Origin of the sequence: Pseudocitrobacter vendiensis (genome assembly GCF_943590815.1) — a bacterium.
GTDB lineage: Bacteria > Pseudomonadota > Gammaproteobacteria > Enterobacterales > Enterobacteriaceae > Pseudocitrobacter > Pseudocitrobacter vendiensis.
The window spans coordinates 187,016-212,538 of record NZ_CALSBS010000004.1 but is presented as its reverse complement, the minus strand read 5'-3'; the positions used below and the strand labels follow the sequence as shown (position 1 = coordinate 212,538).

24 protein-coding genes, 1 pseudogene and 1 other annotated feature are annotated in these 25,523 nt (G+C 54.4%); of the genes and pseudogenes, 17 read left to right on the top strand and 8 right to left on the bottom strand.

Annotation, left to right across the window (positions count from 1 at the left end; all coding sequences use genetic code 11):
- The first annotated feature begins 93 nt into the window (after positions 1-93).
- Together sltY and trpR are read left to right on the top strand one after the other, a co-directional pair.
- Complete coding sequence (gene sltY, locus NMC31_RS07070) at positions 94-2,031, top strand: murein transglycosylase (protein WP_253897416.1); 1,938 nt, start codon at positions 94-96, stop codon at positions 2,029-2,031.
- 87 nt (positions 2,032-2,118) lie between these two features.
- Positions 2,119-2,454 carry a trp operon repressor gene (gene trpR / locus NMC31_RS07065; protein ID WP_015966012.1) on the top strand — a complete coding sequence of 112 codons (336 nt, stop codon included), beginning with the start codon at positions 2,119-2,121 and terminating at the stop codon, positions 2,452-2,454.
- A 121-nt stretch (positions 2,455-2,575) separates the two neighbouring features.
- Here the strand turns inward: trpR and yjjX are convergent, their stop codons facing one another.
- Positions 2,576-3,100 carry an inosine/xanthosine triphosphatase gene (gene yjjX / locus NMC31_RS07060; RefSeq protein ID WP_253897415.1) on the bottom strand — a complete coding sequence of 175 codons (525 nt, stop codon included), beginning with the start codon at positions 3,098-3,100 and terminating at the stop codon, positions 2,576-2,578.
- 52 nt (positions 3,101-3,152) lie between these two features.
- On the opposite strand from yjjX, the gene gpmB reads away from it, so the two are divergent.
- Positions 3,153-3,800 carry a 2,3-diphosphoglycerate-dependent phosphoglycerate mutase GpmB gene (gene gpmB / locus NMC31_RS07055; protein ID WP_015966010.1) on the top strand — a complete coding sequence of 216 codons (648 nt, stop codon included), beginning with the start codon at positions 3,153-3,155 and terminating at the stop codon, positions 3,798-3,800.
- Here gpmB and robA read toward each other — a convergent pair.
- Positions 3,797-4,666, bottom strand: a complete 870-nt coding sequence (robA, locus tag NMC31_RS07050) for an MDR efflux pump AcrAB transcriptional activator RobA (protein WP_149463008.1) — start codon at positions 4,664-4,666, stop codon at positions 3,797-3,799. The genes gpmB and robA overlap by 4 nt on opposite strands.
- Before the next feature lie 212 nt (positions 4,667-4,878).
- Here robA and creA point away from each other — a divergent pair, with 212 nt between their 5' ends.
- Genes creA through creD form a run of 4 tightly spaced genes read left to right on the top strand, consistent with a single transcriptional unit; the run spans position 4,879 to position 8,891 of the window.
- Entirely contained in the window at positions 4,879-5,352 is a 474-nt protein-coding gene (gene creA, locus NMC31_RS07045; protein ID WP_149463009.1) for a protein CreA, read from the top strand.
- 12 nt (positions 5,353-5,364) lie between these two features.
- Entirely contained in the window at positions 5,365-6,054 is a 690-nt protein-coding gene (gene creB / locus NMC31_RS07040; protein WP_253897414.1) for a two-component system response regulator CreB, read from the top strand.
- Positions 6,054-7,478: a two-component system sensor histidine kinase CreC gene (creC, locus tag NMC31_RS07035; RefSeq protein ID WP_253897413.1), complete on the top strand. Its 1,425-nt coding sequence runs from the start codon at positions 6,054-6,056 to the stop codon at positions 7,476-7,478. The genes creB and creC overlap by 1 nt, the downstream gene beginning before the upstream one ends.
- Before the next feature lie 57 nt (positions 7,479-7,535).
- On the top strand, positions 7,536-8,891 hold the full coding sequence (gene creD, locus NMC31_RS07030; protein ID WP_253897412.1) for a cell envelope integrity protein CreD: 1,356 nt from the start codon (positions 7,536-7,538) through the stop codon (positions 8,889-8,891).
- A gap of 245 nt (positions 8,892-9,136) precedes the next feature.
- On the opposite strand, the gene arcA is transcribed toward creD, so the two are convergent.
- The gene (arcA, locus tag NMC31_RS07025) at positions 9,137-9,853 is read right to left on the bottom strand and encodes a two-component system response regulator ArcA (protein WP_015966004.1); all 717 of its coding nucleotides are present in this window, start codon (positions 9,851-9,853) and stop codon (positions 9,137-9,139) included.
- A gap of 95 nt (positions 9,854-9,948) precedes the next feature.
- Between arcA and yjjY the strand changes: the two genes are divergently transcribed.
- From yjjY to NMC31_RS06995, 6 genes are all read left to right on the top strand, one after another.
- Positions 9,949-10,089 carry a YjjY family protein gene (yjjY, locus tag NMC31_RS07020; protein ID WP_001622273.1) on the top strand — a complete coding sequence of 47 codons (141 nt, stop codon included), beginning with the start codon at positions 9,949-9,951 and terminating at the stop codon, positions 10,087-10,089.
- Between the two features lie 400 nt (positions 10,090-10,489).
- The gene (locus NMC31_RS07015) at positions 10,490-11,176 is read left to right on the top strand and encodes a tRNA/rRNA methyltransferase (protein WP_253897411.1); all 687 of its coding nucleotides are present in this window, start codon (positions 10,490-10,492) and stop codon (positions 11,174-11,176) included.
- Positions 11,177-11,396: 220 nt separating this feature from the next.
- Positions 11,397-11,514, top strand: a sequence feature (Thr leader region).
- A gap of 25 nt (positions 11,515-11,539) precedes the next feature.
- Positions 11,540-14,002, top strand: coding sequence for a bifunctional aspartate kinase/homoserine dehydrogenase I (gene thrA, locus NMC31_RS07010; protein WP_253897410.1), 2,463 nt, complete (start codon positions 11,540-11,542; stop codon positions 14,000-14,002).
- A 1-nt stretch (position 14,003) separates the two neighbouring features.
- A complete protein-coding gene (gene thrB / locus NMC31_RS07005; RefSeq protein ID WP_253897409.1) occupies positions 14,004-14,933 on the top strand; it encodes a homoserine kinase in 930 nt (309 codons plus the stop codon).
- A gap of 3 nt (positions 14,934-14,936) precedes the next feature.
- Entirely contained in the window at positions 14,937-16,223 is a 1,287-nt protein-coding gene (gene thrC / locus NMC31_RS07000; RefSeq protein ID WP_253897408.1) for a threonine synthase, read from the top strand.
- 199 nt (positions 16,224-16,422) lie between these two features.
- On the top strand, positions 16,423-16,758 hold the full coding sequence (locus NMC31_RS06995) for a DUF2502 domain-containing protein (RefSeq protein ID WP_301544435.1): 336 nt from the start codon (positions 16,423-16,425) through the stop codon (positions 16,756-16,758).
- Between the two features lie 36 nt (positions 16,759-16,794).
- Here NMC31_RS06995 and yaaA read toward each other — a convergent pair whose 3' ends face one another.
- Together yaaA and NMC31_RS06985 are read right to left on the bottom strand one after the other, a co-directional pair.
- On the bottom strand, positions 16,795-17,571 hold the full coding sequence (yaaA, locus tag NMC31_RS06990) for a peroxide stress protein YaaA (protein WP_253897407.1): 777 nt from the start codon (positions 17,569-17,571) through the stop codon (positions 16,795-16,797).
- Positions 17,572-17,648: 77 nt separating this feature from the next.
- Positions 17,649-19,079, bottom strand: a complete 1,431-nt coding sequence (locus NMC31_RS06985) for an alanine/glycine:cation symporter family protein (protein WP_253897406.1) — start codon at positions 19,077-19,079, stop codon at positions 17,649-17,651.
- Positions 19,080-19,330: 251 nt separating this feature from the next.
- On the opposite strand from NMC31_RS06985, the gene tal reads away from it, so the two are divergent.
- The 4 genes from tal (at position 19,331) to NMC31_RS06965 (ending at position 23,428) form a co-directional block, all read left to right on the top strand.
- Positions 19,331-20,284 carry a transaldolase gene (tal, locus tag NMC31_RS06980; RefSeq protein WP_015965996.1) on the top strand — a complete coding sequence of 318 codons (954 nt, stop codon included), beginning with the start codon at positions 19,331-19,333 and terminating at the stop codon, positions 20,282-20,284.
- A 133-nt stretch (positions 20,285-20,417) separates the two neighbouring features.
- Positions 20,418-21,005: a molybdopterin adenylyltransferase gene (gene mog, locus NMC31_RS06975; protein ID WP_149463018.1), complete on the top strand. Its 588-nt coding sequence runs from the start codon at positions 20,418-20,420 to the stop codon at positions 21,003-21,005.
- A 102-nt stretch (positions 21,006-21,107) separates the two neighbouring features.
- On the top strand, positions 21,108-22,421 hold the full coding sequence (locus tag NMC31_RS06970; RefSeq protein WP_253897405.1) for an MFS transporter: 1,314 nt from the start codon (positions 21,108-21,110) through the stop codon (positions 22,419-22,421).
- Positions 22,422-22,477: 56 nt separating this feature from the next.
- Positions 22,478-23,428 carry an Rpn family recombination-promoting nuclease/putative transposase gene (locus tag NMC31_RS06965; RefSeq protein ID WP_253897404.1) on the top strand — a complete coding sequence of 317 codons (951 nt, stop codon included), beginning with the start codon at positions 22,478-22,480 and terminating at the stop codon, positions 23,426-23,428.
- Positions 23,429-23,469: 41 nt separating this feature from the next.
- Here NMC31_RS06965 and satP read toward each other — a convergent pair whose 3' ends face one another.
- The 3 genes and pseudogenes from satP to NMC31_RS06950 all read right to left on the bottom strand — a co-directional run bounded on the left by satP (position 23,470) and on the right by NMC31_RS06950 (position 25,345).
- Positions 23,470-24,036, bottom strand: coding sequence for an acetate uptake transporter (satP, locus tag NMC31_RS06960; protein ID WP_231825430.1), 567 nt, complete (start codon positions 24,034-24,036; stop codon positions 23,470-23,472).
- Between the two features lie 140 nt (positions 24,037-24,176).
- A pseudogene (gene msyB / locus NMC31_RS06955) lies at positions 24,177-24,902 on the bottom strand (acidic protein MsyB).
- 38 nt (positions 24,903-24,940) lie between these two features.
- A complete protein-coding gene (locus NMC31_RS06950; protein ID WP_370516875.1) occupies positions 24,941-25,345 on the bottom strand; it encodes a DUF2541 family protein in 405 nt (134 codons plus the stop codon).
- Positions 25,346-25,523 lie beyond the last annotated feature (178 nt).

The following is a 25,523-nucleotide window of genomic DNA, read 5'->3' as shown; positions in this document are numbered from 1 at the left end:
ACGTGGCGCGTTGCTTCATGTGTGGTTAGCATGAAATAGATATCTTATACGCGGCATGAAGCTGCAACATGTGATTGATTAGAGGAAGATCGTGTGAAAAAAGCCAAATCCATGGCGTGGCGCGTGTTAGCGGCCAGTGTTTGCCTGTTGTCACTTAACAACCTGGCTCACGCGGATTCACTGGACGAACAGCGTAGTCGCTATTCGCAGATTAAGCAGGCCTGGGATAACCGACAGATGGATGTCGTGGGCCAGTTGATGCCAACATTGCGGGAATATCCGCTCTATCCTTACCTGGAATATCGTCAGATTTCCGGCGACTTGATGAACACCCCTGCCGTTACCGTCACCAATTTTGTGCGTGATAACCCGACGCTGCCGCCGGCGCGAACGCTCAAAAACCGCTTTGTAAATGAACTGGCGAGACGCGAAGACTGGCGCGGTCTGCTGGCCTTCAGCCCGGATAAACCCGGCACCACCGAAGCGCAGTGTAACTATTACTACGCCAAATATAACGTTGGCGAAACCCAGCAGGCCTGGGACGGGGCGAAAGAACTGTGGCTGACGGGTAAAAGCCAGCCAAATGCCTGCGACAAACTGTTCAGCGCCTGGCGTTCGTCCGGCACGCAGGACCCGCTCGCCTATCTCGAACGAATTCGCCTGGCGATGAAAGCGGGCAATACGTCGCTGGTCAAAGTGCTGGCCTCGCAAATGCCGTCAGATTATCAAACCATTTCGCTGGCGGTGACCGACCTTGCGAACAATCCCAATAACGTGCTGACCTTTGCACGCACCACAGGCGCGACCGATTTTACTCGTTCGATGGCGGCGGTGGCGTTTAGCAGCGTCGCGCGTCAGGATGTGGAAAACGCGCGTCTGATGATCCCGTCTCTGGTACAGGCGCAGAAGCTTAATGACGATCAAACCCAGGAGTTGCGCGATATCGTTGCCTGGCGTTTGATGGGCAATGACGTCACCTCCGAGCAGGAGAAATGGCGCGACGACGCCATTATGCGTTCTCAGTCGACGTCGCTGATTGAGCGTCGGGTTCGTATGGCGCTGGGCTCCGGCGATCGCCGTGGGCTGAATACCTGGCTGGCGCGCCTGCCGATGGATGCAAAAGAGAAAGATGAATGGCGCTACTGGCAGGCTGACCTGCTGATGGAACGCGGACGCGATGACGAAGCGAAAGAGATCTTTAAATCCTTAATGACCCAGCGCGGCTTCTACCCGATGGTGGCGGCGCAGCGCCTGGGTGAAGATTACACCTTACGCATCGAAGGCCCACAGGGCACCGTTTCGCCGCTACTGGTGAACGGCCCGGAAATGGCGCGCGTGCGTGAACTGATGTACTGGGATATGGATAACACCGCGCGCAGCGAATGGGCGAACCTGGTGAGCAGCCGCACGAAGAACGAGCAGGCCCAGTTGGCGCGCTACGCGTTTGACCAACGCTGGTGGGATCTCAGCGTACAGGCGACCATCGCGGGTAAGCTGTGGGATAACCTGCAGGAGCGTTTCCCGCCTGCTTATAACGACCTCTTCGTGCGTTACACCGCCGGTAAAGACATTCCGCAAAGCTATGCGATGGCGATTGCGCGTCAGGAAAGTGCCTGGAACCCGAAAGTAAAATCTCCGGTAGGGGCAAGTGGCCTGATGCAAATCATGCCGGGTACGGCGACGCACACGGTGCAGATGTTTAATATTCCAGGTTACAGCAATCAGAACCAGTTGCTGGACCCGGAAACCAACATCAATATCGGTACCAGCTATCTGCAATACGTTTACCAGCAGTTTGGTAACAACCGTATCTTCTCTTCCGCCGCCTATAACGCAGGCCCGGGGCGCGTGCGCACCTGGCTTGGCACCAGCGCCGGGCGAATTGATCCTGTCGCGTTTGTTGAGAGCATCCCGTTCTCGGAAACGCGCGGCTATGTGAAGAACGTGCTGGCGTATGACGCGTACTATCGTCACTTTATGGGCGAAAAAGAGGCGATCTTTAGCGATAGCGAGTGGCAACGCCGTTACTGATCCGCGGTGACTATGTTATGCTGTACTCGTTGAAGAGTACATACAGCGGATGGCCCTGCGCCATCCGCCATAACATGGCGGCATACTATGACCCAACAATCCCCTTATTCAGCCTCCGTCGCAGAACAGCGGCATCAGGAATGGCTTCGCTTTGTTGAGCTGCTACGTCTGGCCTATGCTGACGAGCACGCACTGCCTTTACTCGACTTAATTATGACACCTGACGAACGCGAAGCGCTGGGCACGCGCGTGCGCATTATTGAAGAATTACTGCGTGGTGAGATGAGCCAGCGTGAGTTGAAGTCAGAGTTGGGCGCAGGCATTGCCACGATTACGCGTGGTTCGAACAGCCTGAAATCTGCCCCTGCCGAATTGCGCCAATGGCTGGAGCAGACGCTGCCGAAAACGGTGAACAACGCCTGATGGCGCTACGCTTATCCGGCCTACTACGATCCGTAGGCCGGATAAGGCACCAGCCGCCATCCGGCAACAATGCACGATCTCACCGTAGGCCGGATAAGGCATCAGCCGCCATCCGGCAAACTTACGCGCGCTGCCCGTAAATCGCGTTATGGAACGGGCTTAACGCTAACACCACCGCCTGATGATAAACGCTGCTGCGCGTCAGGGCGCCTTTGGTGAACACGCCGATAGCGCCCTCTTTGCGGCCAATCTTATCGATTCCGGTATAATGTGACATGACCGGGCCGAGCTCTTCCCCTTCACGTACTTTTTCGAGAATCACTTCCGGCAACGGCAAGGTGGCGGAACGCGCTTCCCCGCGCTGATTTGCGCTCTCAATGACCACCCAACTAAAGGTACTGCCTTCATCAATACCCGCCTCAATTGCCACCCAAAAATCGGCATTCGGGCGCAAGGCGCGCGCATTCTCCACGCGATTTCGTGCGCCAGCGCGCGTTTCTTCACTGCCAATCGGCTGTTCAGGCACACCAGTGTCGACGGAGATAGCGTCAATATGGCAGGATCCTTCACCGTAGATCAGCTCAAATGCAGCAAGAATTGCCTGAATTTTGGCAGGATTGGTGGTAGCTGTGACAACATTGTGCATAATCAGAACAACTCATAAGATTTAACATCACCGCAGTATACGGAAGAAAGACATGTTACAGGTATACCTTGTTCGCCATGGCGAAACGCAGTGGAACGCCGAACGGCGTATTCAGGGCCAGTCTGATAGTCCGCTCACCCAGAAAGGTGAGGATCAGGCAAAGCAAGTGGGCGATCGCGTCCGCTCACTGGGGATCACCCATATCATCACCAGCGATCTGGGTCGTACCCGTCGCACCGCAGAGATCATCGCTGATGCCTGCGGTTGTGAAGTGATCGCCGACCCGCGTCTGCGTGAGCTGAATATGGGCGTGCTGGAACAGCGCCATATCGACACGTTAACGGCGGAAGAAGAAGCGTGGCGGCGTCAACTGGTCAACGGTACGCCGGATGGCCGTATCCCGGAAGGGGAGTCGATGCAGGAACTGAGCGAGCGCATGCACAGCGCACTGCAAAGCTGTCTGGAATTGCCGCCGGGAAGTCGTCCGCTGCTGGTCAGCCACGGTATCGCGCTGGGTTGCCTGGTGAGCACCATTCTCGGCCTGCCCGCGTATGCTGAACGCCGTCTACGTCTGCGTAACTGCTCTATTTCGCGGGTTGATCACCAGCAGAGTGCCTGGCTTGCGTCGGGATGGGTGGTGGAAACCGCAGGCGACGTCTCACATCTGGACGCCCCTGCGTTAGACGAATTACAGCGTTAACGACGAATTGGGATTAGGTATTCGCAGCGCAACTGAATTGGCGGCTCCTGATCCCGCGCTTCATCCTGCGGGAAGAAACGTTCGATATCCAGGCCCTTGCGACGGGTCAGGTTGAGCATCGGCATGCAGGTGCCGTAAAGCGTGAGGATAAATTCCTGTAGCCCCGTTCCCAAACCTTCATACGTGAACATCACGTATTCACCGCCTTCCAGCGTCACCGGATGCGAATTATTCAGGTGGCCGTTAGCCATATCTGGTGTAACCGCCGTGGTGTAAAACACTTCCTGCTCATCGTCTTTTTCCAGGCTCGGACGCGGCTCATGCAGGCCGTAAAGCATCGGCGGAATAGACGGCGAATTCCCCAGGAACTCCTGCCAGAACTGTACGCGCATTTGCTGACGGAATTCGGAAATCTCTTCCAGTTTGCAGGTATAGCTTTGAGTTACCCCAACCAGCGGCGTGGCAGGCAGCGTGACAAACTCATACGGCGGCATGGTGAACTCACCCAGACGCAGCGGCGGACGCATGCCGAAGGAGCTCCAGTCCGGCGAGCGGCGATAGAGCGCAGGTGTCTGAGCAAACTGCTTTTTGAACGCACGGGTAAAGGTTTGCTGTGAATCGAAGCGATATTGCAGCGCAATGTCTAAAATGGGGCGAGCAGTCAGGCGTAGCGCCACGGCGGATTTCGACAGACGTCGGGCACGGATATATGCGCCAATGGCATGACCGGTGACATCTTTGAACATCCGCTGTAAATGCCACTTGGAATAGCCCGCTTTTGCCGCAACATTATCAAGCGACAGGGGTTGATCCAGATGACCTTCCAGCCATACAAGGAGATCGCGAATAATCCCAGCCTGATCCATATAATGTCCTCGTCCTTAAAATTATAGGTGCCTGATACTAAGGTAGCGGATAATAGCATTTTTTGATGTTTTAGCATTCAGTGTTTTTTTTGTGCATTCATGCGTTTTTACATTGGGTTGCGGCGTATTATTTGTAAAGGTGTGATCTTTCAATGCTTTATATCTGAAATGTTGAATAATCACTCAATCGAATCGTCAGGAATGGTAACAATATGAAATACAAGAAGTTAGTAGCGGGTCTGGTGCTGGGTGTTTGTGGTTTTAGCGCCCACGCGGAACAAATTGGCTCGGTCGATACCGTTTTCAAAATGTTTGGCCCGGACCACAAAATCGTGGTCGAAGCTTTTGACGATCCGGATATCACCAACGTCACCTGCTACATTAGCCGGGCGAAAACGGGGGGGATCAAGGGCGGGTTAGGGCTGGCGGAAGATACCTCCGATGCTGCGATTTCCTGTCAGCAGGTTGGCCCGATCGAACTCTCTGACAAAATCAAAAACGGGAAATCACAGGGTGAAGTGGTCTTCCAGAAACGGACGTCGTTAGTCTTTAAAAAGCTGCAGGTTGTCCGCTTCTATGACAGCAAACGTAATGCGCTGGTGTATCTCACCTATTCCGATAAAGTGGTTGATGGCTCACCGAAAAACGCCATAAGCGCGGTGCCCATTATGCCGTGGGGCAAATAACAAGGAACGTGTATGGAACAACCGCTGATCTGGCTGGTGGAAGATGAGATAAGCATCGCGGATACGCTTATCTATATGCTTCAACAAGAGGGATTTACCGTCAGGGCGTTTGAGCGCGGCCTGCCTGCGCTGGAAGAGGCACGGCACCGCTTGCCAGACCTGGCCATACTCGATGTCGGCCTGCCGGATATCAGCGGTTTTGAATTGTGCCGGCAACTGCTGGCACGGCATGCGGCGCTGCCGGTGCTGTTTCTCACCGCGCGCAGCGACGAAGTGGACAAACTGCTGGGGCTGGAAATCGGCGCGGATGACTACGTCGCTAAGCCGTTTTCGCCGCGTGAAGTCTGCGCCCGCGTGCGCACGATCTTGCGGCGTCTGCAAAAGTTTTCTGCACCGCCAGTGCAGGTGCGCGTCGGTGATTTTCTTCTCGACGAACCCGCTGCACAGGTGAGCTGGTGCGGCCAGCCGCTACTGCTAACGCGTTACGAATTTTTGCTGCTGAAAACGCTGCTTCTGTCGCCGGGCCGCGTTTATTCGCGCCAGCAACTGATGGATATCGTCTGGGGCGATGCGGCAGAAAGTTTCGACCGCACTGTGGATACGCATATCAAAACCCTGCGCGCCAAACTGCGCGTGATCGACCCATCACGTTCGCCTATTAATACCCATCGTGGCCTCGGCTATAGTCTGGTGAAAGCCTGATGCGCATCGGCATGCGCGTACTGCTGGGCTACTTCCTGATTGTGGCGGTGGCGGGTTGGTTCGTATTGTCGATCTTCGTACAGGAGATCAAGCCCGGCGTGCGACGCGCAACGGAAGGTACGCTGATTGACACCGCAACGCTGCTGGCGGCGCTGGCGCGTGACGACATGCTGGCGGGTAACCCGGCGCAAGGCAAACTGGCACAGGCTTTTCGCCAGCTAAGCACGCAGCCGTTCCGTGCCAATATCAGCGGTATCCATAAAGTTCGCAATGAGTATCACGTCTACATGACCGATGCGCAGGGGCGAGTGGTCTTTGACTCGGCCAATATTGCCGTCGGGCAGGACTACTCCCGCTGGAACGACGTTTGGCTGACGTTGCGCGGGGAATATGGCGCGCGAAGCACCGCGCAGGATCCCAACGATCCCGAGAGCACGGTGATGTACGTCGCTGCGCCGATTGTTGATCACGGCAGAATCATCGGTGTACTCAGCGTCGGCAAACCTAACGCCGCCATCGCGCCGGTGATCAAGCGCAGCGAGCATCGCATGCTATGGGCGGCGGGCGCGCTGCTGGGGATTGCGCTGCTGATTGGCGGCGGCGTGATTCTGTGGATCAACCGCTCTATCGGTAAACTGGTGCACTACGCTGACTCGGTCACGCTTGAACAGCCGGTCCCGTTACCGGAACTGGGCAGCAGTGAACTGCGCAAGCTGGCGCAGGCGCTGGAAAGTATGCGCGTGAAGCTGGAAGGCAAAAATTATATCGAGCAGTACGTTTATGCCCTGACGCACGAGCTTAAAAGCCCGCTGGCGGCTATTCGCGGTGCGGCGGAGATCTTACGTGAGGGGCCGCCACCGGACGTTGTTTTGCGCTTTACGGACAATATTCTTCAACAGAACGCGCGAATGCAGGCGCTGGTCGAAACGTTGCTCCGTCAGGCGCGACTGGAGAATCGTCAGGAGATTACGCTCACCCCGGTGTCTGTGGCGACGTTATTCAACCAGCTACAGGAATCACGTAGCGTCACGCTGGCGGCGAAACACATTGCGCTGCAGGTCGAACCAACAACCCTGAGCGTAGCGGCGGATGAAGCCCTGCTCATGCAGGCGATGGGCAATCTGCTGGATAACGCGATCGATTTTACGCCGGAGCAGGGGAGTATCACTCTTAGCGCCGATGCGCAGGACGATAGCGTAGTGCTGAACATTATTGATACCGGCAGCGGTATTCCAGATTTTGCTCTGCCGCGCATCTTTGAGCGTTTCTATTCGCTGCCGCGTGCCAATGGTCACAAAAGCAGTGGCCTGGGGCTGGCGTTTGTCAGCGAAGTCGCGCGTTTGCATCAGGGAGATGTCCGGCTACGTAATCGAGAGCAGGGTGGCGTGGAAGCCACGTTCACACTTCACCGTCCCTTCACATAACTTCAAACTCACCGCACATAGCCCGATTACTCTGCTGCCATTGCAAAGGAGAAGGTTATGTCGAAATCAAAATCACCGCTGGCGGTAAAAATTGTTACCCTCGTTGGCACGATGCTGTTGCTGCTAATCCCACTGATGATGGTGAGAGGGCTGATTGTTGAACGTGCGGATTACCGCAGCGTGGTCGAAGAGGCGATCGGCCAAAGCACCAGCGGGCCACAAAAGCTGGTGGGGCCGCTGATCGCCATTCCGGTGACGGAAGTGTATAGCACACTGGAAAATAACCACGAGGTTTCGCAAAAGCGCACGTTTATTCATTTCTGGCTGCCGGAATCATTGATGGTGGAGGGCAATCAGAACGTTGAACCGCGCAAAGTGGGGATTTATGAAGGGCAAGTCTGGAAGACAGACATTAACGTTAAGGCCGAATTTGATACTTCGCGGCTGGAGGCGCTCAACCGCGACAATATCACGTTAGGAAAACCTTTTATGGTGATGGCGGTGGGCGACACGCGCGGCATTGGTGCGGTGAATCCCCCAAGCCTGGACGGCACGCCGTTGCTGGTTGAGCCTGGCACCGGTATTGCCAGAGCGTCGCAGGGGTTGCACGTTCAGTTGCCGAATCTCCCCTTTACGCAGAAGAAATTTAACCTCGATTTCTCGCTGGTTCTGAGCGGTACAGGCAATTTTTCGATGGTACCGCTTGGGCGGAACAGCGAGCTGGTGCTCAACAGCAACTGGCCGCATCCGAACTTTATCGGTGATTTTCTTCCCGTGACCCGCGAGGTCAGTCCCACTGGTTTTCAGGCACGCTGGCAGAGCAGCTGGTTTGCCAATAATCTGGGTGAGCGTTTCGCCGAGGCCGATAAATTTTCCTCACCAGAACTGCCTTCATTTAGCGTTTCCGTCGCGACACCCGCCGATCACTATCAGTTGACTGACCGCGCCACCAAATATGCTTTTTTGCTGATTGCCCTGACCTTCACAGCCTTCTTCGTCTTTGAGACTCTCACCGGACGACGCATGCACCCAATGCAGTATCTGCTGGTAGGACTGTCGCTGGTGATGTTCTACTTTTTGCTGCTGGCGCTGTCAGAGCATATCGGCTTTACCATCGCATGGGTAACCGCAAGCCTGGTTGGCGCGTTGATGAACGGCGTGTATCTACAGGCGGTGTTGAAAAGCTGGCGCAGCAGCGTGTTGTTTACGCTGGCGTTGCTGGTGCTTGATGGCGTGATGTGGGGGTTACTGCGTTCAGAGGAGAGTTCGTTGCTGTTAGGGACGGGCGTGTTGCTGATGGCATTGTGCGGCGTGATGTTCCTGACGCGAAATTTCGACTGGTATGCGCTGGGTGCGCCAAAAGCGCCGAAACTGCCCTTGCCGGAAAGTGATGAGTTACGAATCTGGAAATAAGGCTTTGTAGACCCGGCAAGCGAAGCTAACCGACAGAAACGAAAACGGCGCTCAATGCGCCGTTAGAGGCTGATGACAAACGCAAAATTGCCTGATGCGCTACGCTTATCAGGCCTACGCGAAACCCTGCAATATATTGATTTTGCGGTATTTTGTAGGCCGGATAAGGCGTTCACGCCGCATCCGGCAAGAACAGAGCGCACTTTACCAGCAATTAAAAACGGCGCGTTAAGCGCCGTTTTTAATTATTCCTGCAGTTCGCCGCAGAAGCGGTAACCTTCACCATGGATGGTGGCAATGATTTCCGGCGTGTCCGGCGTAGATTCGAAATGCTTACGAATACGACGAATGGTCACGTCAACGGTACGGTCATGCGGCTTCAGCTCGCGACCGGTCATTTTTTTCAGCAGTTCAGCACGAGACTGAATCTTGCCTGGGTTTTCGCAGAAGTGCAGCATCGCGCGGAATTCGCTACGCGGCAGCTTATACTGCTCACCGTTAGGGCTCACCAGAGAACGACTGTTGATGTCCAGTTCCCAACCGTTGAACTTGTAGCTTTCCACGCTGCGACGTTCTTCGCTGACGGTACCCAGGTTCATGGTACGAGAAAGCAGGTTACGCGCACGAATGGTCAGTTCACGCGGGTTGAACGGTTTGGTGATGTAATCGTCAGCACCGATTTCCAGGCCGAGGATTTTGTCGACTTCATTGTCGCGTCCCGTCAGGAACATCAGCGCTACGTTTGCTTGCTCGCGCAGTTCGCGTGCCAGCAGAAGGCCGTTTTTCCCTGGCAGGTTGATATCCATGATCACCAGGTTGATATCATTTTCAGAGAGGATCTGATGCATTTCCGCGCCATCGGTCGCTTCGAAAACATCGTAGCCTTCTGCTTCGAAAATACTTTTTAACGTGTTGCGTGTTACCAACTCGTCTTCAACGATAAGAATGTGCGGGGTCTGCATGTTTGCTACCTAAATTGCCAACTAAATCGAAACAGGAAGTACAAAAGTCCCTGACCTGCCTGATGCATGTCGTAAATTAACATCACAGGCGTAACATGACTAAAGTACGTAATTGCGTTCTTGATGCACTTTCCATCAACGTCAACAACATCATTAGCTTGGTCGTGGGTACTTTCCCTCTGGACCCGACAGTGTCAAAAACGGTTGTCATCCTAACCATTTTAACAGCAACATAACAGGCTAAGAGGCACCAGACAGCCAATAAACCTACGCTTCGTTGACATATATCAAGTTCAATTGTAGCACGTTAACAGTTTGGTGAAATCATCGCTGCTAAATGCTAACGCTTGTCACATTTTTTCCACAACTCAATTAGTTGCGTAGATTAACTGATAAATGCGTTGAATCCAATGGTGATGAGCTAAACAGCACGAAAATAGTATTTATAAACATGAGGATATATAAGCTCTGTTAACATTAAAGCACATAGTTTCTGTCATGAATAGTTTAGTGTCTTTTATATGTTATGAAACATCATTTCAGTGATTTTTGTTGCAATTTTGTAAATTCGCGCTGCGCAATATGTTGAACTACATCACATTTTTGCCGCACCACCCGTAAGAAAGAGAACTTTAAATGCGCTTATCGATAGTGCTGGTTTCACCAGCAAGAGCTGAAAATATCGGCGCCGCCGCAAGAGCCATGAAAACCATGGGGTTTAGCGACCTGCGCATTGTGGATAGCGAGGCCCATCTGGAGCCCGCTACCCGCTGGGTCGCACATGGATCTGGCGATATCATTGATAACATCACCTGTTATTCCACCCTTGCCGATGCGCTACATGACGTTGATTTTACTGTCGCTACGACCGCGCGCAGCCGGGCAAAGTTCCATTACTACGCTACGCCGCAGGAACTTTTGCCGATGCTTGCGGAAAAAGCGCAGTGGATGGGGCACGCCGCGCTGGTGTTTGGCCGCGAAGATTCCGGGCTGACCAACGATGAACTGGCGTTGGCTGACGTACTGACTGGCGTGCCAATGGTGGCGGATTATCCGTCGCTGAACCTCGGCCAGGCGGTGATGGTGTACTGTTATCAGCTCTCCTCCCTGTTGCAGCATGCGCGGCAACCGGTCACTACCGGAGGCGAAAACCAGCTACAGGCATTACGTGCGCGAATTACTGCGCTGCTGTCTCAACTGGCGGTCGACGATGATGTAAAACTGGCTGACTGGCTGCAACAACGGATCGGCTTACTTGAACAGCGGGATACGGCAATGTTGCATCGTTTGCTGCATGATATTGAAAAAAAACTCACAGAGTAAAACTCTGTTGATTATTTGTTTTTTGGTGTTAAGGTCTGCTTTGTTACGTGATTGTTGGCTTATAAGGTTAAAAATTCCCGTGCTTGTGGCGGGATGTGAAGTGGTTGCGAAACGTGACGAACTTAAAAATTCGTTGACTTAAGCGGGCAGATACTTTAACCAATATAGGTACAGCGCACAGACAGCGTAAAAATAACAGAGCACACAACATCCATGATTCGCATCAGCATGATTATCACCATGACAACCACCACTATTACCACAGGTAACGGTGCGGGCTGACGCGTACAGGAAACACAGAAAAAAGCCCGCACCTAAACAGTGCGGGCTTTTTTTTCGACCAAAGGTAACGAGGTAACAACCATGCGAGTCTTGAAGTTCGGCGGTACATCAGTGGCAAATGCAGAACGTTTTCTGCGTGTTGCCGATATCCTGGAGAGTAACGCCAGGCAGGGGCAGGTAGCGACCGTGCTCTCTGCCCCGGCGAAAATCACTAACCACCTGGTGGCAATGATCGAAAAAACCATCGGCGGGGTGGATGCTCTCTCCAATATCGACGACGCTGAACGCATTTTTTCCGAACTTCTTCAGGGGCTTGCTGCGGGCCAGCCGGGGTTCCCGCTGGTTGAACTGAAACAAACGGTTGACAGCGAATTTGCCCAAATCAAACACATTCTGCATGGTATCAGCCTGCTGGGTCAGTGCCCGGACGGCGTAAACGCCGGGCTCATTTGCCGGGGCGAAAAACTCTCTATCGCCATTATGGCGGGGCTGCTGCGTGCTCGCGGCCACAACGTGACGGTTATCGATCCGGTCGAAAAACTGCTGGCGAATGGTCATTACCTCGAATCTACCGTGGATATCGCTGAATCCACCCGCCGCATTGCCGCGAGCCAGATCCCGGCTGACCATATGATCCTGATGGCGGGCTTTACTGCGGGTAACGAGAAGGGCGAACTGGTCGTGCTGGGTCGTAATGGCTCAGATTACTCCGCCGCCGTGCTGGCGGCCTGTTTGCGTGCCGACTGTTGTGAAATCTGGACCGATGTCGATGGCGTGTATACCTGCGACCCGAGACAGGTGCCTGACGCCCGCCTGCTGAAGAGTATGTCGTATCAGGAGGCCATGGAGCTCTCCTACTTCGGCGCGAAAGTCCTTCATCCTCGTACCATTGCCCCCATCGCTCAGTTCCAGATCCCTTGCCTGATTAAAAACACCGGAAATCCACAAGCGCCAGGTACGCTAATTGGCGGTAGCAGCGCGGAAGATGATTTACCGGTGAAGGGTATTTCTAACCTTAACAACATGGCGATGTTCAGCGTCTCCGGCCCGGGCATGAAGGGCATGGTGGGCATGGCGGCACGCGTGTTCGCCACCATGTCGCGTGCGGGTATCTCCGTCGTGTTGATCACTCAATCGTCGTCCGAGTACAGCATCAGCTTCTGCGTACCGCAAAGCGACTGCGCGCGGGCGAAGAAGGCGATGGAAGATGAGTTCTACCTGGAACTGAAAGAAGGGCTTCTGGAACCGCTGGCGATTATGGAACGTCTGGCGATTATCTCCGTCGTCGGCGACGGCATGCGTACCCTGCGCGGGATTTCTGCGAAGTTCTTTGCCGCACTGGCGCGTGCCAATATCAACATCGTGGCGATTGCCCAGGGCTCGTCAGAGCGCTCGATTTCCGTGGTGGTCAGCAATGACGATGCCACTACCGGGGTTCGCGTCACCCATCAGATGCTGTTCAACACCGACCAGGTGATTGAAGTGTTTGTGGTAGGCGTCGGCGGCGTCGGCGGGGCGCTGCTTGAGCAAATCAAGCGCCAGCAGGCGTGGCTGAAAAACAAACATATCGACCTGCGCGTGTGCGGCGTGGCGAATTCAAAAGCGCTGCTCACCAGTGTGCACGGTCTGAACCTGGAAAACTGGCAGGCGGAACTGGCTGAAGCAAAAGAGCCGTTTAACCTTGGCCGCCTGATTCGCCTGGTGAAAGAGTATCACCTGCTCAATCCGGTGATTGTTGACTGTACCTCCAGCCAGGCTGTTGCCGATCAATATGCTGACTTCCTTCGCGAAGGCTTCCACGTGGTCACGCCGAACAAAAAGGCCAACACGTCGTCGATGGATTACTATCACCAGCTGCGCCACGCGGCAGAGAAATCGCGTCGTAAATTCCTCTACGACACCAACGTCGGCGCGGGCCTGCCGGTGATCGAAAACCTGCAAAACCTGCTAAATGCGGGTGATGAGCTGCAACGTTTTTCCGGCATTCTTTCCGGCTCCCTGTCGTTTATCTTCGGCAAACTGGATGAAGGCATGAGTTTCTCTGAAGCAACAAAAGTGGCGCGCGAAATGGGCTATACCGAACCCGACCCGCGTGATGACCTCTCTGGGATGGACGTGGCGCGTAAGCTACTTATTTTAGCCCGCGAAACCGGACGTAGCCTCGAATTGAGTGATATGGTGGTGGAGTCGGTGCTGCCGGAAAGCTTCGACGCTTCGGGTGATACCGAAAGCTTTATGGCGCGTCTGCCGCAGCTGGATGACGAATTTTCCGCCCGCGTGGCGAAAGCGCGCGATGAAGGTAAAGTGCTGCGCTACGTCGGTAACATTGACGAAGACGGCGTGTGCCGCGTGAAGATCGACGCCGTTGACGGTAACGATCCGCTCTACAAAGTCAAAAACGGCGAGAACGCGCTGGCGTTTTACAGCCACTATTATCAACCGCTGCCGCTGGTTCTGCGCGGCTACGGTGCGGGGAACGACGTCACGGCCGCCGGGGTGTTCGCTGACCTGTTGCGTACCCTGTCATGGAAGTTAGGAGTTTAAGATGGTTAAAGTATATGCCCCGGCTTCCAGTGCCAATATGAGCGTCGGGTTCGATATATTGGGTGCGGCGGTGACGCCCGTCGATGGAAGTCTGTTGGGCGATAACGTGTCGGTAGACGCAGCGGAAAGCTTCAGCCTGCGTAATGTCGGGCGTTTTGCCGATAAATTACCGACTGCGCCAAAAGAGAATATCGTTTATCAGTGCTGGGAACGTTACTGCCAGGAGATCGGCAAAACCGTTCCGGTGGCGATGACGCTCGAAAAAAACATGCCGATTGGTTCCGGGCTGGGTTCCAGCGCCTGTTCCGTGGTGGCGGCGCTGGTGGCGCTAAATGAATTCTGCGGTAAGCCGCTCGACGAAACCCGCATGCTGGCCCTGATGGGCGAGATGGAAGGGCGAATCTCCGGCAGCGTGCATTACGACAACGTCGCGCCGTGCTATCTGGGCGGAATGCAGTTGATGATTGAAGAAAACGGCATCATCAGCCAGCAGGTTCCGGGGTTTGATGAATGGCTGTGGGTGTTGGCATACCCCGGCATCAAAGTTTCGACGGCGGAAGCGCGGGCGATTTTGCCTGCCCAGTATCGCCGTCAGGATTGCATTGCGCATGGCCGCCATCTGGCCGGCTTTATTCATGCCTGTTATTCCCGTCAGCCTCTGCTGGCGGCGAAATTGATGAAAGATGTGATTGCCGAACCGTATCGCACCAAACTGCTGCCAGGCTTCAGTCAGGCGCGTCAGGCGGTGGCGGAAATTGGTGCACTCGCCTGTGGTATTTCCGGTTCCGGGCCAACGCTATTCGCCCTGTGTGATAAACCGGATACCGCGCAGCGCGTGGCCGACTGGCTGGGCAAACATTATCTGCAAAATCAGGAAGGCTTCGTTCATATTTGCCGGCTGGACACGGCGGGCGCACGAGTAGTGGGATAACCGATGAAACTCTATAACTTAAAAGATCACAACGAGCAGGTCAGCTTCGCGCAGGCCATCACCCAGGGCCTGGGCAAGAATCAGGGGCTGTTTTTCCCGCATGACCTGCCGGAGTTCAACCTCACCGAGGTGGATGAGATGCTGGAAATGGACTTCGTGCCGCGCAGCGCGAAAATCCTCTCCGCGTTCATCGGCGATGAAATCCCGCAGGAGCTGCTTGAAGAGCGCGTCCGCGCGGCCTTTGCCTTCCCTGCACCCGTAAGCCAGGTGCAGGAAGATGTCGGCTGTCTGGAGCTGTTCCATGGCCCGACCCTGGCATTTAAAGACTTTGGTGGCCGCTTTATGGCGCAAATGCTGACCCATATCAGCGGCGACAAACCGGTGACTATCCTGACCGCGACCTCTGGCGATACCGGTGCGGCGGTGGCGCATGCGTTTTATGGCCTGCCAAACGTACGTGTGGTTATCCTTTACCCGCGCGGCAAAATCAGCCCGTTGCAGGAAAAACTGTTCTGTACTCTGGGCGGCAACATTGAAACTGTGGCTATCGACGGCGATTTCGATGCCTGCCAGGCGCTGGTAAAACAGGCCTTCGACGACGAAGAGCTGAAAGAGGCGCTGGGGCTTAACTCGGCTAACTCGATTAACATTAGCCGCCTGCTGGCGCAGATTTGCTACTACTTTGAAGCGGTCGCGCAACTGCCGCAGGAAGCCCGCAACCAACTGGTGGTCTCCGTGCCAAGCGGTAACTTCGGTGACCTGACCGCAGGCTTGCTGGCGAAATCTCTTGGGCTGCCGGTGAAACGCTTTATCGCCGCGACTAACGTTAATGACACCGTACCGCGCTTCCTGCAACAGGGCGAGTGGGCGCCGAAATCGACACAGGCGACGCTGTCTAACGCCATGGATGTCAGCCAGCCAAACAACTGGCCGCGCGTGGAAGAGCTGTTCCGCCGCAAAATCTGGCGTCTGAACGAGCTGGGCTATGCGGCGGTGGATGATGAAACCACCAAAGCGACCATGCGTGAACTGCGTGGGCTGGGGTATTTGTCTGAGCCTCACGCGGCGGTGGCTTACCGCGCGCTGCGCGATCAGCTCAACCCAGGCGAATATGGTCTGTTCCTTGGCACGGCGCATCCGGCGAAGTTTAAAGAGAGCGTGGAAGAAATTCTGCAGGAAACATTGCCGTTACCGAAAGAACTGGCGGATCGTGCCGACTTGCCATTGCTCTCTCATAACCTGCCGGCAGATTTTGCTGCCCTTCGCCAGCTGATGATGAGCAAGGCGTAATTCGCGGGCGTTATCTCCTGATTGCCCGTTAAGCGGGCAATTATGAAGAGAATGTGGACGGAAAAAGCAGGAAAAACGCAGGAATTACCAATAGATGCGGGCCATCACAGAATAGGATTGCGGAGAATAACAACCGTCGTCCTATAAGGTTATTCTTATTTCATAGGCCGAAAGGCAGATCATGAATGAGGAATAACCTATGTCGAAGTTGAAACCTGTGATCCTTGCACTTTCTATGATGCTGGTGGCTCCGGCGATGGTTCATGCAGCAGAAATTACGCTGGTGCCTTCTGTTAAGCTCCAGATCGGCGATCGCGTTAACAACGGTAATTACTGGGACGGCGGTCACTGGCGTGACCGTGATTACTGGCATAACCACTATGAGTGGCGCGATAACCGCTGGCATGCCCACAAGCCACCGAAACCGCATCATGATAATCGTGATAAGCACAAGCATTACGATAACCATGGCGGACCCGGTAATCATGGTGGTAAGAATGATTATCGCCCCGGCCAGGGGAACGGTCATCGTTAACGCATTTACGGCGCGGTATTTACCGCGCCGTTTTGTTTATGCCTGCTCGTGACGTTTAAATACCAGCTCATCTGCGGCGGATGATGCTTCATCGAAGAAATAGCCTTCACTGTTAAATGTCGTTAGCTGTTCCGGCTTCGTCAGGCGATTCTCAATGATAAAGCGACTCATCAGCCCGCGAGCTTTCTTGGCATAAAAGCTAATCACTTTGAACTTACCGTTTTTCTCATCAAGGAAGACGGGTTTAATAATGCGGCCCTTCAGCGTCTTTGGTTTTACCGATTTGAAATACTCATCGGACGCCAGATTGACCACGATGTCATCGCCCTGTGAGTCCAGCGCCGCATTCAGTTTTTCCGTGATGATGTCGCCCCAGAACTGGTACAGGTCTTTCCCGCGCGCGTTTTCCAGACGAATGCCCATCTCCAGACGGTAAGGCTGCATTAAATCCAGCGGACGCAGCACACCGTACAGGCCGGAAAGCATGCGCAGGTGTTTCTGGGCGAAATCGAAATCCGCCTCGCTGAAGGTTTCTGCCTGCAGGCCCGTGTAGACGTCGCCTTTAAAGGCCAGAATCGCCTGGCGGGCGTTGTCCGGCGTGAAGTCAGGCTGCCAGTCGTGGAAGCGGGTGGCGTTGAGATCCGCCAGCTTGTCGCTAATGCCCATCAGCTTTTTGATTTGCGGCGCGGAAAGTTTTCGCGCTTCGCGAATCAGCTGTTGAGAGTGATCCAGCAGCTCGGGCTGGGTGTAGCGCGTGGTCGCCAGCTCGCTTTGATAATCGAGCGTCTTCGCGGGGGAGATCAGAATCAGCATATCCAGTCCTTACTAAAAATTTCACTCAACTTTAACAAAAAAAGCGGGTGAGCGGATCGATTGCTGTGATTGCCGCGCTATTCGCGCGGCGGCTCATCCCACGTGCCAGGGGCCAGTTGCTGTTCGATATCCGGGTAATAGCGGGCAGTGAACACCGGTTGCACGCCCAGTTTTCTCTGACGCAGATAGTCGCGGGCGATAATGCGCACAACCGGAGAAAGCAACAGCAAAGCCGTCATGTTAGTGATCGCCATCAACGCCATAATGACATCGGCTAATTGCCAGACCACAGGCAGACTGAGCAGGCTTCCTGCCAGCACCATTAACACGGTGACAATGCGTAAAATCCACACGTTGGATCGCGTGTGTAACCGCAAAAAGTAAAGGTTATTTTTGGCGTAAAGATAGTTGCCGACAATTGAACTCAAGGCGAAAAGCACCATGATAAAGGCGACAAAACCTGCGCCCCAACTACCCACCAACAAACTCATCGACTGTTGAATGAGATGGATGCCGCTATGGGTGACTATTTCCGTGTCATGCCCGGAAAGCAGGACGACCATCGCGCTGGCACTGCAAATAATAATCGTATCAATGAAGACGCCGATCATCTGCACGATACCCTGCGCGGCAGGGTGCGGCGGCCAGGAGGAAGCCGCCGCCGCGATATTCGGCGTTGAGCCCATTCCCGCTTCATTAGAGAACATACCGCGCTGGAAACCGTTAGTTAAGGCCTGACTGATGGTATAACCCACAGCGCCAGACGCGGCTTCCTGCCAGCCAAATGCGCTACGCACGATCATCTCAAGCAGTGCCGGCACTTCTACCGCGTGCCACAGACTGATCAGCAGGCTTGCGCCTACCCACAGAAGCGACATCAGCGGCGCAACCCACTGCATCATGCGCGCGATGCTTTTCAGCGAGCGAGTGATCAACAAAATAATCACCAGACCGGTAATCAGACCAGTGACGAGCTTTGGCGTATCGAAGGCGAATTCCAGTGCGCGCGCCATCGAATTGGCCTGCACTGTATTAAAAATCAGGCCGTAGGCCAGCAACAGGAAAATGGAGAACACCACCCCCATCCAGCGCATCCCCAGACCACGCGCCATATACCAGGCGGGGCCGCCGCGATACTGACCACTCTCGTCTTTTTCTTTATAAAGTTGCGCGAGGGAAGATTCGGCGAAACTGCTGGCCATGCCAATAAAGGCTGACACCCACATCCAGAAAACTGCGCCGGGCCCGCCGACGGTGATGGCGATGGCGACGCCCGCCAGATTGCCGCTGCCAACGCGTGCGGCCAGGCTAACGCATAACACCTGAAATGAGGTTAAACCGCCTTTTTGCGGCGTCAGGCTACCTTTCAGACTTTTACCAAACTGGCGTATATAGCGAAACTGAACGTAACCGGTGCGCCAGGTAAACCAGACTCCGCATCCGAGGAGCAGGTAGATCATCACCGAACCCCAAAGGATTTCGCCGATAAAAGAGAGAAAATCAGGCATTAAACGTCCTCTTGTTTATGCCGAAACAGGGGCCCGATGTGCGAAATAACCGCGAAAAGCACGATTCGATTCAGCCCGTGTAAGCGTTACCAGTTTAAGGGCAAACCATTGCCAGCCCTGAATGTTGAATGAATCAGTTTATCATACTCTGCGCTCTCGGGACTGCGGCAGTTGCGCTGACGTTGGGGCGTGATATCATCGAAGAAGACCGGTTACATCCCCCTAACAGCTGTTTAAAGAGAAACACTATCATGACGGACAAATTGACATCTCTACGTCAGTACACAACCGTAGTGGCTGACACCGGAGACATCGCGGCGATGAAGCTGTATCAGCCTCAGGATGCGACAACTAACCCTTCTCTGATTCTGGGCGCCGCTCAGATCCCTGAGTACCGTAAACTGATTGACGAAGCGATTGCCTGGGCGCGTAGCCAGAGCAGCGATCGTGCGCAGCAGGTTGTCGATGCTACCGATAAGCTGGCCGTAAACATTGGCCTGGAAATCCTGAAACTGGTCCCGGGCCGTATCTCAACTGAAGTGGATGCGCGCCTTTCTTATGATACCGACGCATCTATCGCCAAAGCGAAACGTCTGATCAAGCTTTACAACGATGCTGGCATCAGCAACGACCGTATCCTGATCAAACTGGCGTCCACCTGGCAGGGCATTCGTGCCGCTGAGCAGCTGGAAAAAGACGGTATCAACTGTAACCTGACGCTGCTGTTCTCCTTCGCGCAGGCTCGCGCTTGTGCAGAAGCCGGCGTGTTCCTGATCTCCCCGTTCGTGGGTCGTATTCTTGACTGGTATAAAGCCAATACCGACAAGAAAGAGTACGCACCGGCAGAAGACCCAGGTGTGGTTTCTGTTAGCGAAATCTACGAATATTACAAACAGCACGGCTATGAAACTGTCGTGATGGGCGCAAGCTTCCGTAATATCGGCGAAATTCTGGAACTGGCTGGCTGTGACCGCCTGACCATCGCGCCGGCCCTGCTGAAAGAGCTGGCTGAAAGCGAAGGCGCTATCGAGCGTAAACTGGCTTACACCGGCGAAGTGAAAGCGCGTCCGGCGCGTATCACTGAGTCTGAGTTCCTGTGGCAGCATAATCAGGACCCGATGGCCGTTGATAAACTGGCGGAAGGTATCCGTAAGTTTGCTATCGACCAGGAAAAACTGGAAAAAATGATCGGCGACCTGCTGTAATTCAGCCTTAGGTTCCGCATAAATAACCCGCGCTTCGTTATGAAGGCGGGTTATTTTTTTATCTGTGTCATGCGATCGCCCGTTATTCCCGTGTATCATTTCGCCTAACAGTACAAGTTTGAACGGAATGACTATGAACACTTTACGTATCGGCCTGGTGTCAATCTCTGACCGCGCATCCAGCGGCGTTTATCAGGATAAAGGTATCCCGGCGCTCGAAGCGTGGCTTGGCAAAACTCTGACCACCCCTTTTGAACTCCAGACGCGTCTGATCCCCGATGAACAACCGATCATCGAGCAAACCCTGTGTGAGCTGGTGGATGAAATGAGCTGTCATCTGGTGCTGACGACTGGCGGTACAGGCCCGGCGCGTCGCGATGTCACGCCGGATGCCACGCTGGCGATTGCCGACCGGGTGATGCCGGGCTTTGGCGAACAAATGCGTCAGGTGAGCCTGCACTTTGTGCCTACCGCAATCCTCTCCCGCCAGGTTGGCGTGATCCGCAAACAGGCGTTAATCCTTAATCTGCCGGGTCAGCCGAAAGCGATTGAGGAAACGCTGGAAGGCGTTAAAGACGCGGAAGGAAAAGTGTTGGTCAACGGTATCTTTGCCAGCGTGCCTTACTGTATACAGCTGCTGGAAGGGCCGTACATTGAAACCGACAGCCAGGTGGTAGCAGCTTTTCGCCCGAAAAGCGCGCGTCGCGAAACGAACGCCTGAAAGTAACGCATTCATGAGATAACCTTCCGCCCCGCTGGAGTGGCAATTTCCTTACGGTATATTAACTTTTAGTTTACATATGCCGTAAGGGGCGAAGGTTTCATGTCACACTACGCACGACCTCTCAATCGACAGGATTATAAAACCCTGACGCTCGCCGCGCTCGGCGGGGCGCTGGAGTTTTACGATTTCATCATTTTCGTCTTCTTCGCTGCCGTCATTGGCGAGCTTTTCTTCCCGGCGGATATCCCCGAATGGCTGCGACAGGTGCAGACTTTCGGCATCTTTGCGGCCGGCTATCTGGCGCGCCCGCTAGGCGGCATTGTGATGGCGCATTTCGGTGACATCGTCGGGCGTAAGAAGATGTTTACTCTGAGCATTCTGCTGATGGCCGTGCCAACGCTGGCGATGGGCCTGCTGCCAACCTATGACAGCGCCGGGCTTGCTGCGCCGCTGCTTCTGTTGCTGATGCGCATTCTTCAGGGGGCGGCTATTGGCGGCGAAGTGCCGGGGGCATGGGTGTTTGTCGCTGAGCATGTGCCCGCAAGGCGTACAGGTATCGCCTGCGGAACGCTGACGGCGGGGCTGACGGTCGGCATTTTGCTGGGCTCCGTGGTGGCGACGTTGATTAACACCAATATGACGACGCAAACCATTCACGATGGTGGCTGGCGAATTCCGTTCCTGCTGGGCGGTGCATTTGGCCTGGTGGCGATGTACCTGCGGCGCTGGTTGCAGGAGACGCCCATTTTTCTCGAAATGCAGCAGCGTAAGACACTGGCGCAGGAATTACCGGTGAAGGCCGTGGTGCTCCGCCACCGGAAAGCCGTGGTGGTATCGATGCTACTAACCTGGCTGCTCTCCGCAGGGATTGTGGTGGTGATCCTGATGTCGCCGGTCTGGCTGCAAAAACACTACGGCTTTGCACCTGCTCTGACGCTTCAGGCTAACAGTCTCGCGACCGTCATGCTCTGTGTTGGTTGCCTGATTGCCGGGCTGGTGGTGGACCGATGGGGAGCCAGTCGCACCTTTATCCTCGGCAGCCTGCTGTTGGGGACCTCCAGTTGGATCTTCTATCATTTTGCCGGGCTCAGTGTGGCGCATTTGTTTGGGCTTTATGGGCTGGTCGGTTTGTGCGTCGGCGTGGTCGGTGCGGTGCCTTACGTCATGGTGCGCGCGTTTCCTCCGGCAGTACGTTTTAGCGGGATCTCCTTTTCTTATAACGTCTCGTACGCCATCTTTGGCGGCCTGACGCCAGTGGTGGTGACGTTACTGATGAGCGTCTCGCCGCTGGCTCCGGCATGGTACGTACTGGCGTTGTCGCTACTGGGCCTGGTCCTGGGGATAGCGTTGCGACAGGATGCGCAGGAGGAGGGGAATTACGAGCAGGCTTCCAGATTAGATACGCATTCCTGACAGGCACGCGCGGCGGGGTAATACTGCGCCGCGAATCAGCTTATCAGGAGGAAACGATGACAGGGAAAGTCTCAGCAGGGCCGCACGATGCCTTTTTTCGCCAGGTGATGACACAGCCCGATGCGGCGCGCGATTTTCTGGATATTCATCTTCCGCAAGATGTACGCGCGATGTGTGATTTAAGTACGCTCCAGCTGGAGTCCGGTAACTTTATTGAAGACGACCTACGCGCCCGCTATTCCGATGTGCTGTGGTCGGTGCAGATGAACCAGCAAAAAGGCTACCTCTATGCGCTGATTGAGCATCAAAGTAAACCGGATAAACAGATGACCCAACGGCTGATGCGTTACTCGCTGGCGGCGATGCAGCGCCATGTTGAAGCGGGTCATGAAACGTTGCCGGTGGTTGTACCGATTCTGTTCTACCACGGCGCGACGCGGCCTTATCCCTACTCGATGTGCTGGTTTGATGCATTTTCCGATGCGGAGCTGGCAAAGCGGATCTACACGGCTCCCTTTCCGTTAGTTGATATTACCGAAGTCCCGGACGACGCGATTCTTACCCATCGGCGGATCGCGATTCTTGAGTTCCTGCAAAAGCATATCCGTCAGCGCGATCTCATGGCCCTGACGGCATCGCTGGTCAAGCTTTTACAGGCGGGATACACTTCGGATAGTCAGTTGCGAACCGCGCTGACGTATATCCTACAGGTCGGTTTCACCGAAGATAAAAGCGCATTTTTTCGCGAACTGGCGGAAGGCGTATCGCAGCAGGGAGAAATTATCATGACATTGGCTGAGGAACTGAGACAGGAAGGTCTGGCGCAGGGGCTTGAACAAGGAATTGAACAAGGAATTGAACAAGGTCTGGTGCAAGGCCTGGAAAAAGGCCGTGAAGAAGCCACGTTTAAAATCGCTCAGGCGATGATCGCCAGCGGGATCGATAGGCTACAGATTTTACAGCTGACCGGGCTTTCGGAAGAGGCGCTGGAAACGCTGGCGCACTGATGTCGGATATCGCTCCTGCCCGCAGGCAGGAGCCACAACGATTAGTGAGATTCACCAATCGGCAGTACGGTGCGGCCAAACTGTTCGTTCAGCACTTCACCCATCGCCAGGTAGATGGCGCTGGCGCCACACACCAGGCCAATCCAGCCTGCAACATGAACGATGCTTTCATTATCCACCAGGTGGCCGATGGCCAGCAGGGCAAACAGCACGGTCAGGCTCAGGAACACGAACTGCAACGCGCGCGCACCTTTCAGCGTACCGAAGAACATGAACAGGGTGAAGACGCCCCACAGGCCCAGGTACACCCCCAGGAAATGGGCGTCAGCCGCATCAGCAAGGCCCATTTTCGGCAGCAGCAGAATCGCAACCAGCGTCAGCCAGAAGGAACCGTAAGAGGTAAAGGCGGTTAAACCGAAGGTATTGCCTTTCTTAAATTCCAGCAGGCCGGCAAAAATTTGCGCGATACCGCCGTAAAAAATGCCCATCGCCAGGATGATGCCATCCATCGGGAAAAGCCCAATATTGTGCAGGTTCAGCAAAATCGTGGTCATGCCAAAACCCATCAGACCCAGCGGAGCCGGATTAGCCAACTTAGTGTTGCCCATAATTCCTCAAAAAAATCATCATTAAATGGTGAAATAATTTTCCCGCGCAACGATACAGGCAGCGGGGCGCGGCATAATAATCAGGCGGCGTGTGGCTGTCTATGATCTGATCAGGGAAAATGAAATATTTCCCCCTTTTATCATTGATGCGCGCTTAACCGTGCGTTTTCGATGATTCTCCGCAGGCAGGCGATACGCAATACGGCAGGAATTGTTACCCGATAGGCGCTGCCGCTCATGGCTTTCACGCCGTTAACTGCCGCGCCAACTGGGCCTCCAAGACCCGCGCCGCGTATCATGCCGTGACCAATGACGCTTACGGCTGCATGGGTTCGCAAAATATGGCTAAGTTGGTCGCCCAAGAGGTGTGAGATCCCGTGCGCCAGCTTCGGTGACTGGATAAGCTGTGGTAACACGGCTTCTAGCTCATGAACTCTGCATTCCACAGCTTCCAGGAAACGGCCCTTCTGTGCGTCGGTCATTTTTTTTCAGCAGCGGCGGATAAAATGGGTCAGGAGTTCATGCTCAATTTCCCAGGTGGACATGGTTTTGTCCGCTTTCAGACTCAGCCTTTTCGCGACGTCGGTCAGGATTGCGCGATACAGCTTCCCGTGTCCGCGCAATTTATTGGCGATACTGTCTCCGCCAAAATGCTGAAGTTCTCCGGCAATCAATTGCCAGTTTTGCCGATGTCGCGCCGGATGGCCGTCCATCGCCATAAAAAGTTCGTTATTTAACAGGCCGCTGGATAAACGGCGTTTACCTTTTCCATTATGAGTGAGCAACCGGGCAAAGCTTTCCAGTTGCTCCTCGCTACAGTGTTGAAGAAACTGCAGGTCGTCATCGTTCAGATAGGGGACGTTCATAATTTACTGACTGTTTAATAAGTGAATGGCAGACGATGTTAGTCATCGCCGATAATTTTTAGCGTCGCCATATCGGAGGAGTTCACCGTATGGCCGGAGAAGGTGATTTTTGACACGCAGCGCTTGTTGTCATTGTCGCTGTTAATGTTGATCCACTCTGTCGTGACGCCTTCTTTCAGTTCGGATGGCACCGATAAACTCTGGCTGGCGCTTTTGGCCGCTTTAAAGTAGACGGAGGCCCCGCTGAGCTGCGCATCTCCGTGGTCGACGGTGATTTGGATACGCTTCACGACCCGGCACACGGGTAACTTGAGTGTCAAATCGTTGGTTTCATTACGGGGAAGCGCAATCACGCCCAACAATTTGTGATCATTAGCGTGGGCCGCGTTGACCAGCAGCAGGCTTAATAACAGGCTGGCGGAGGCATGGGTGAATGGCGTCATGATTATCTCTGGCATAAAAAAAGGAGTGCGCAGGAGGATAATGATTTCATTTGCGGTGAGTTGAGCTTTTAGTGCCTGTTGTTTTTATTATCAATTAGTTAGTGAATGTTTTGATGTTATTGATTCATTCAATAAATGTATTGGCGTCAGTTTTCTTTCTGTTTAACGCCTTTTTTCT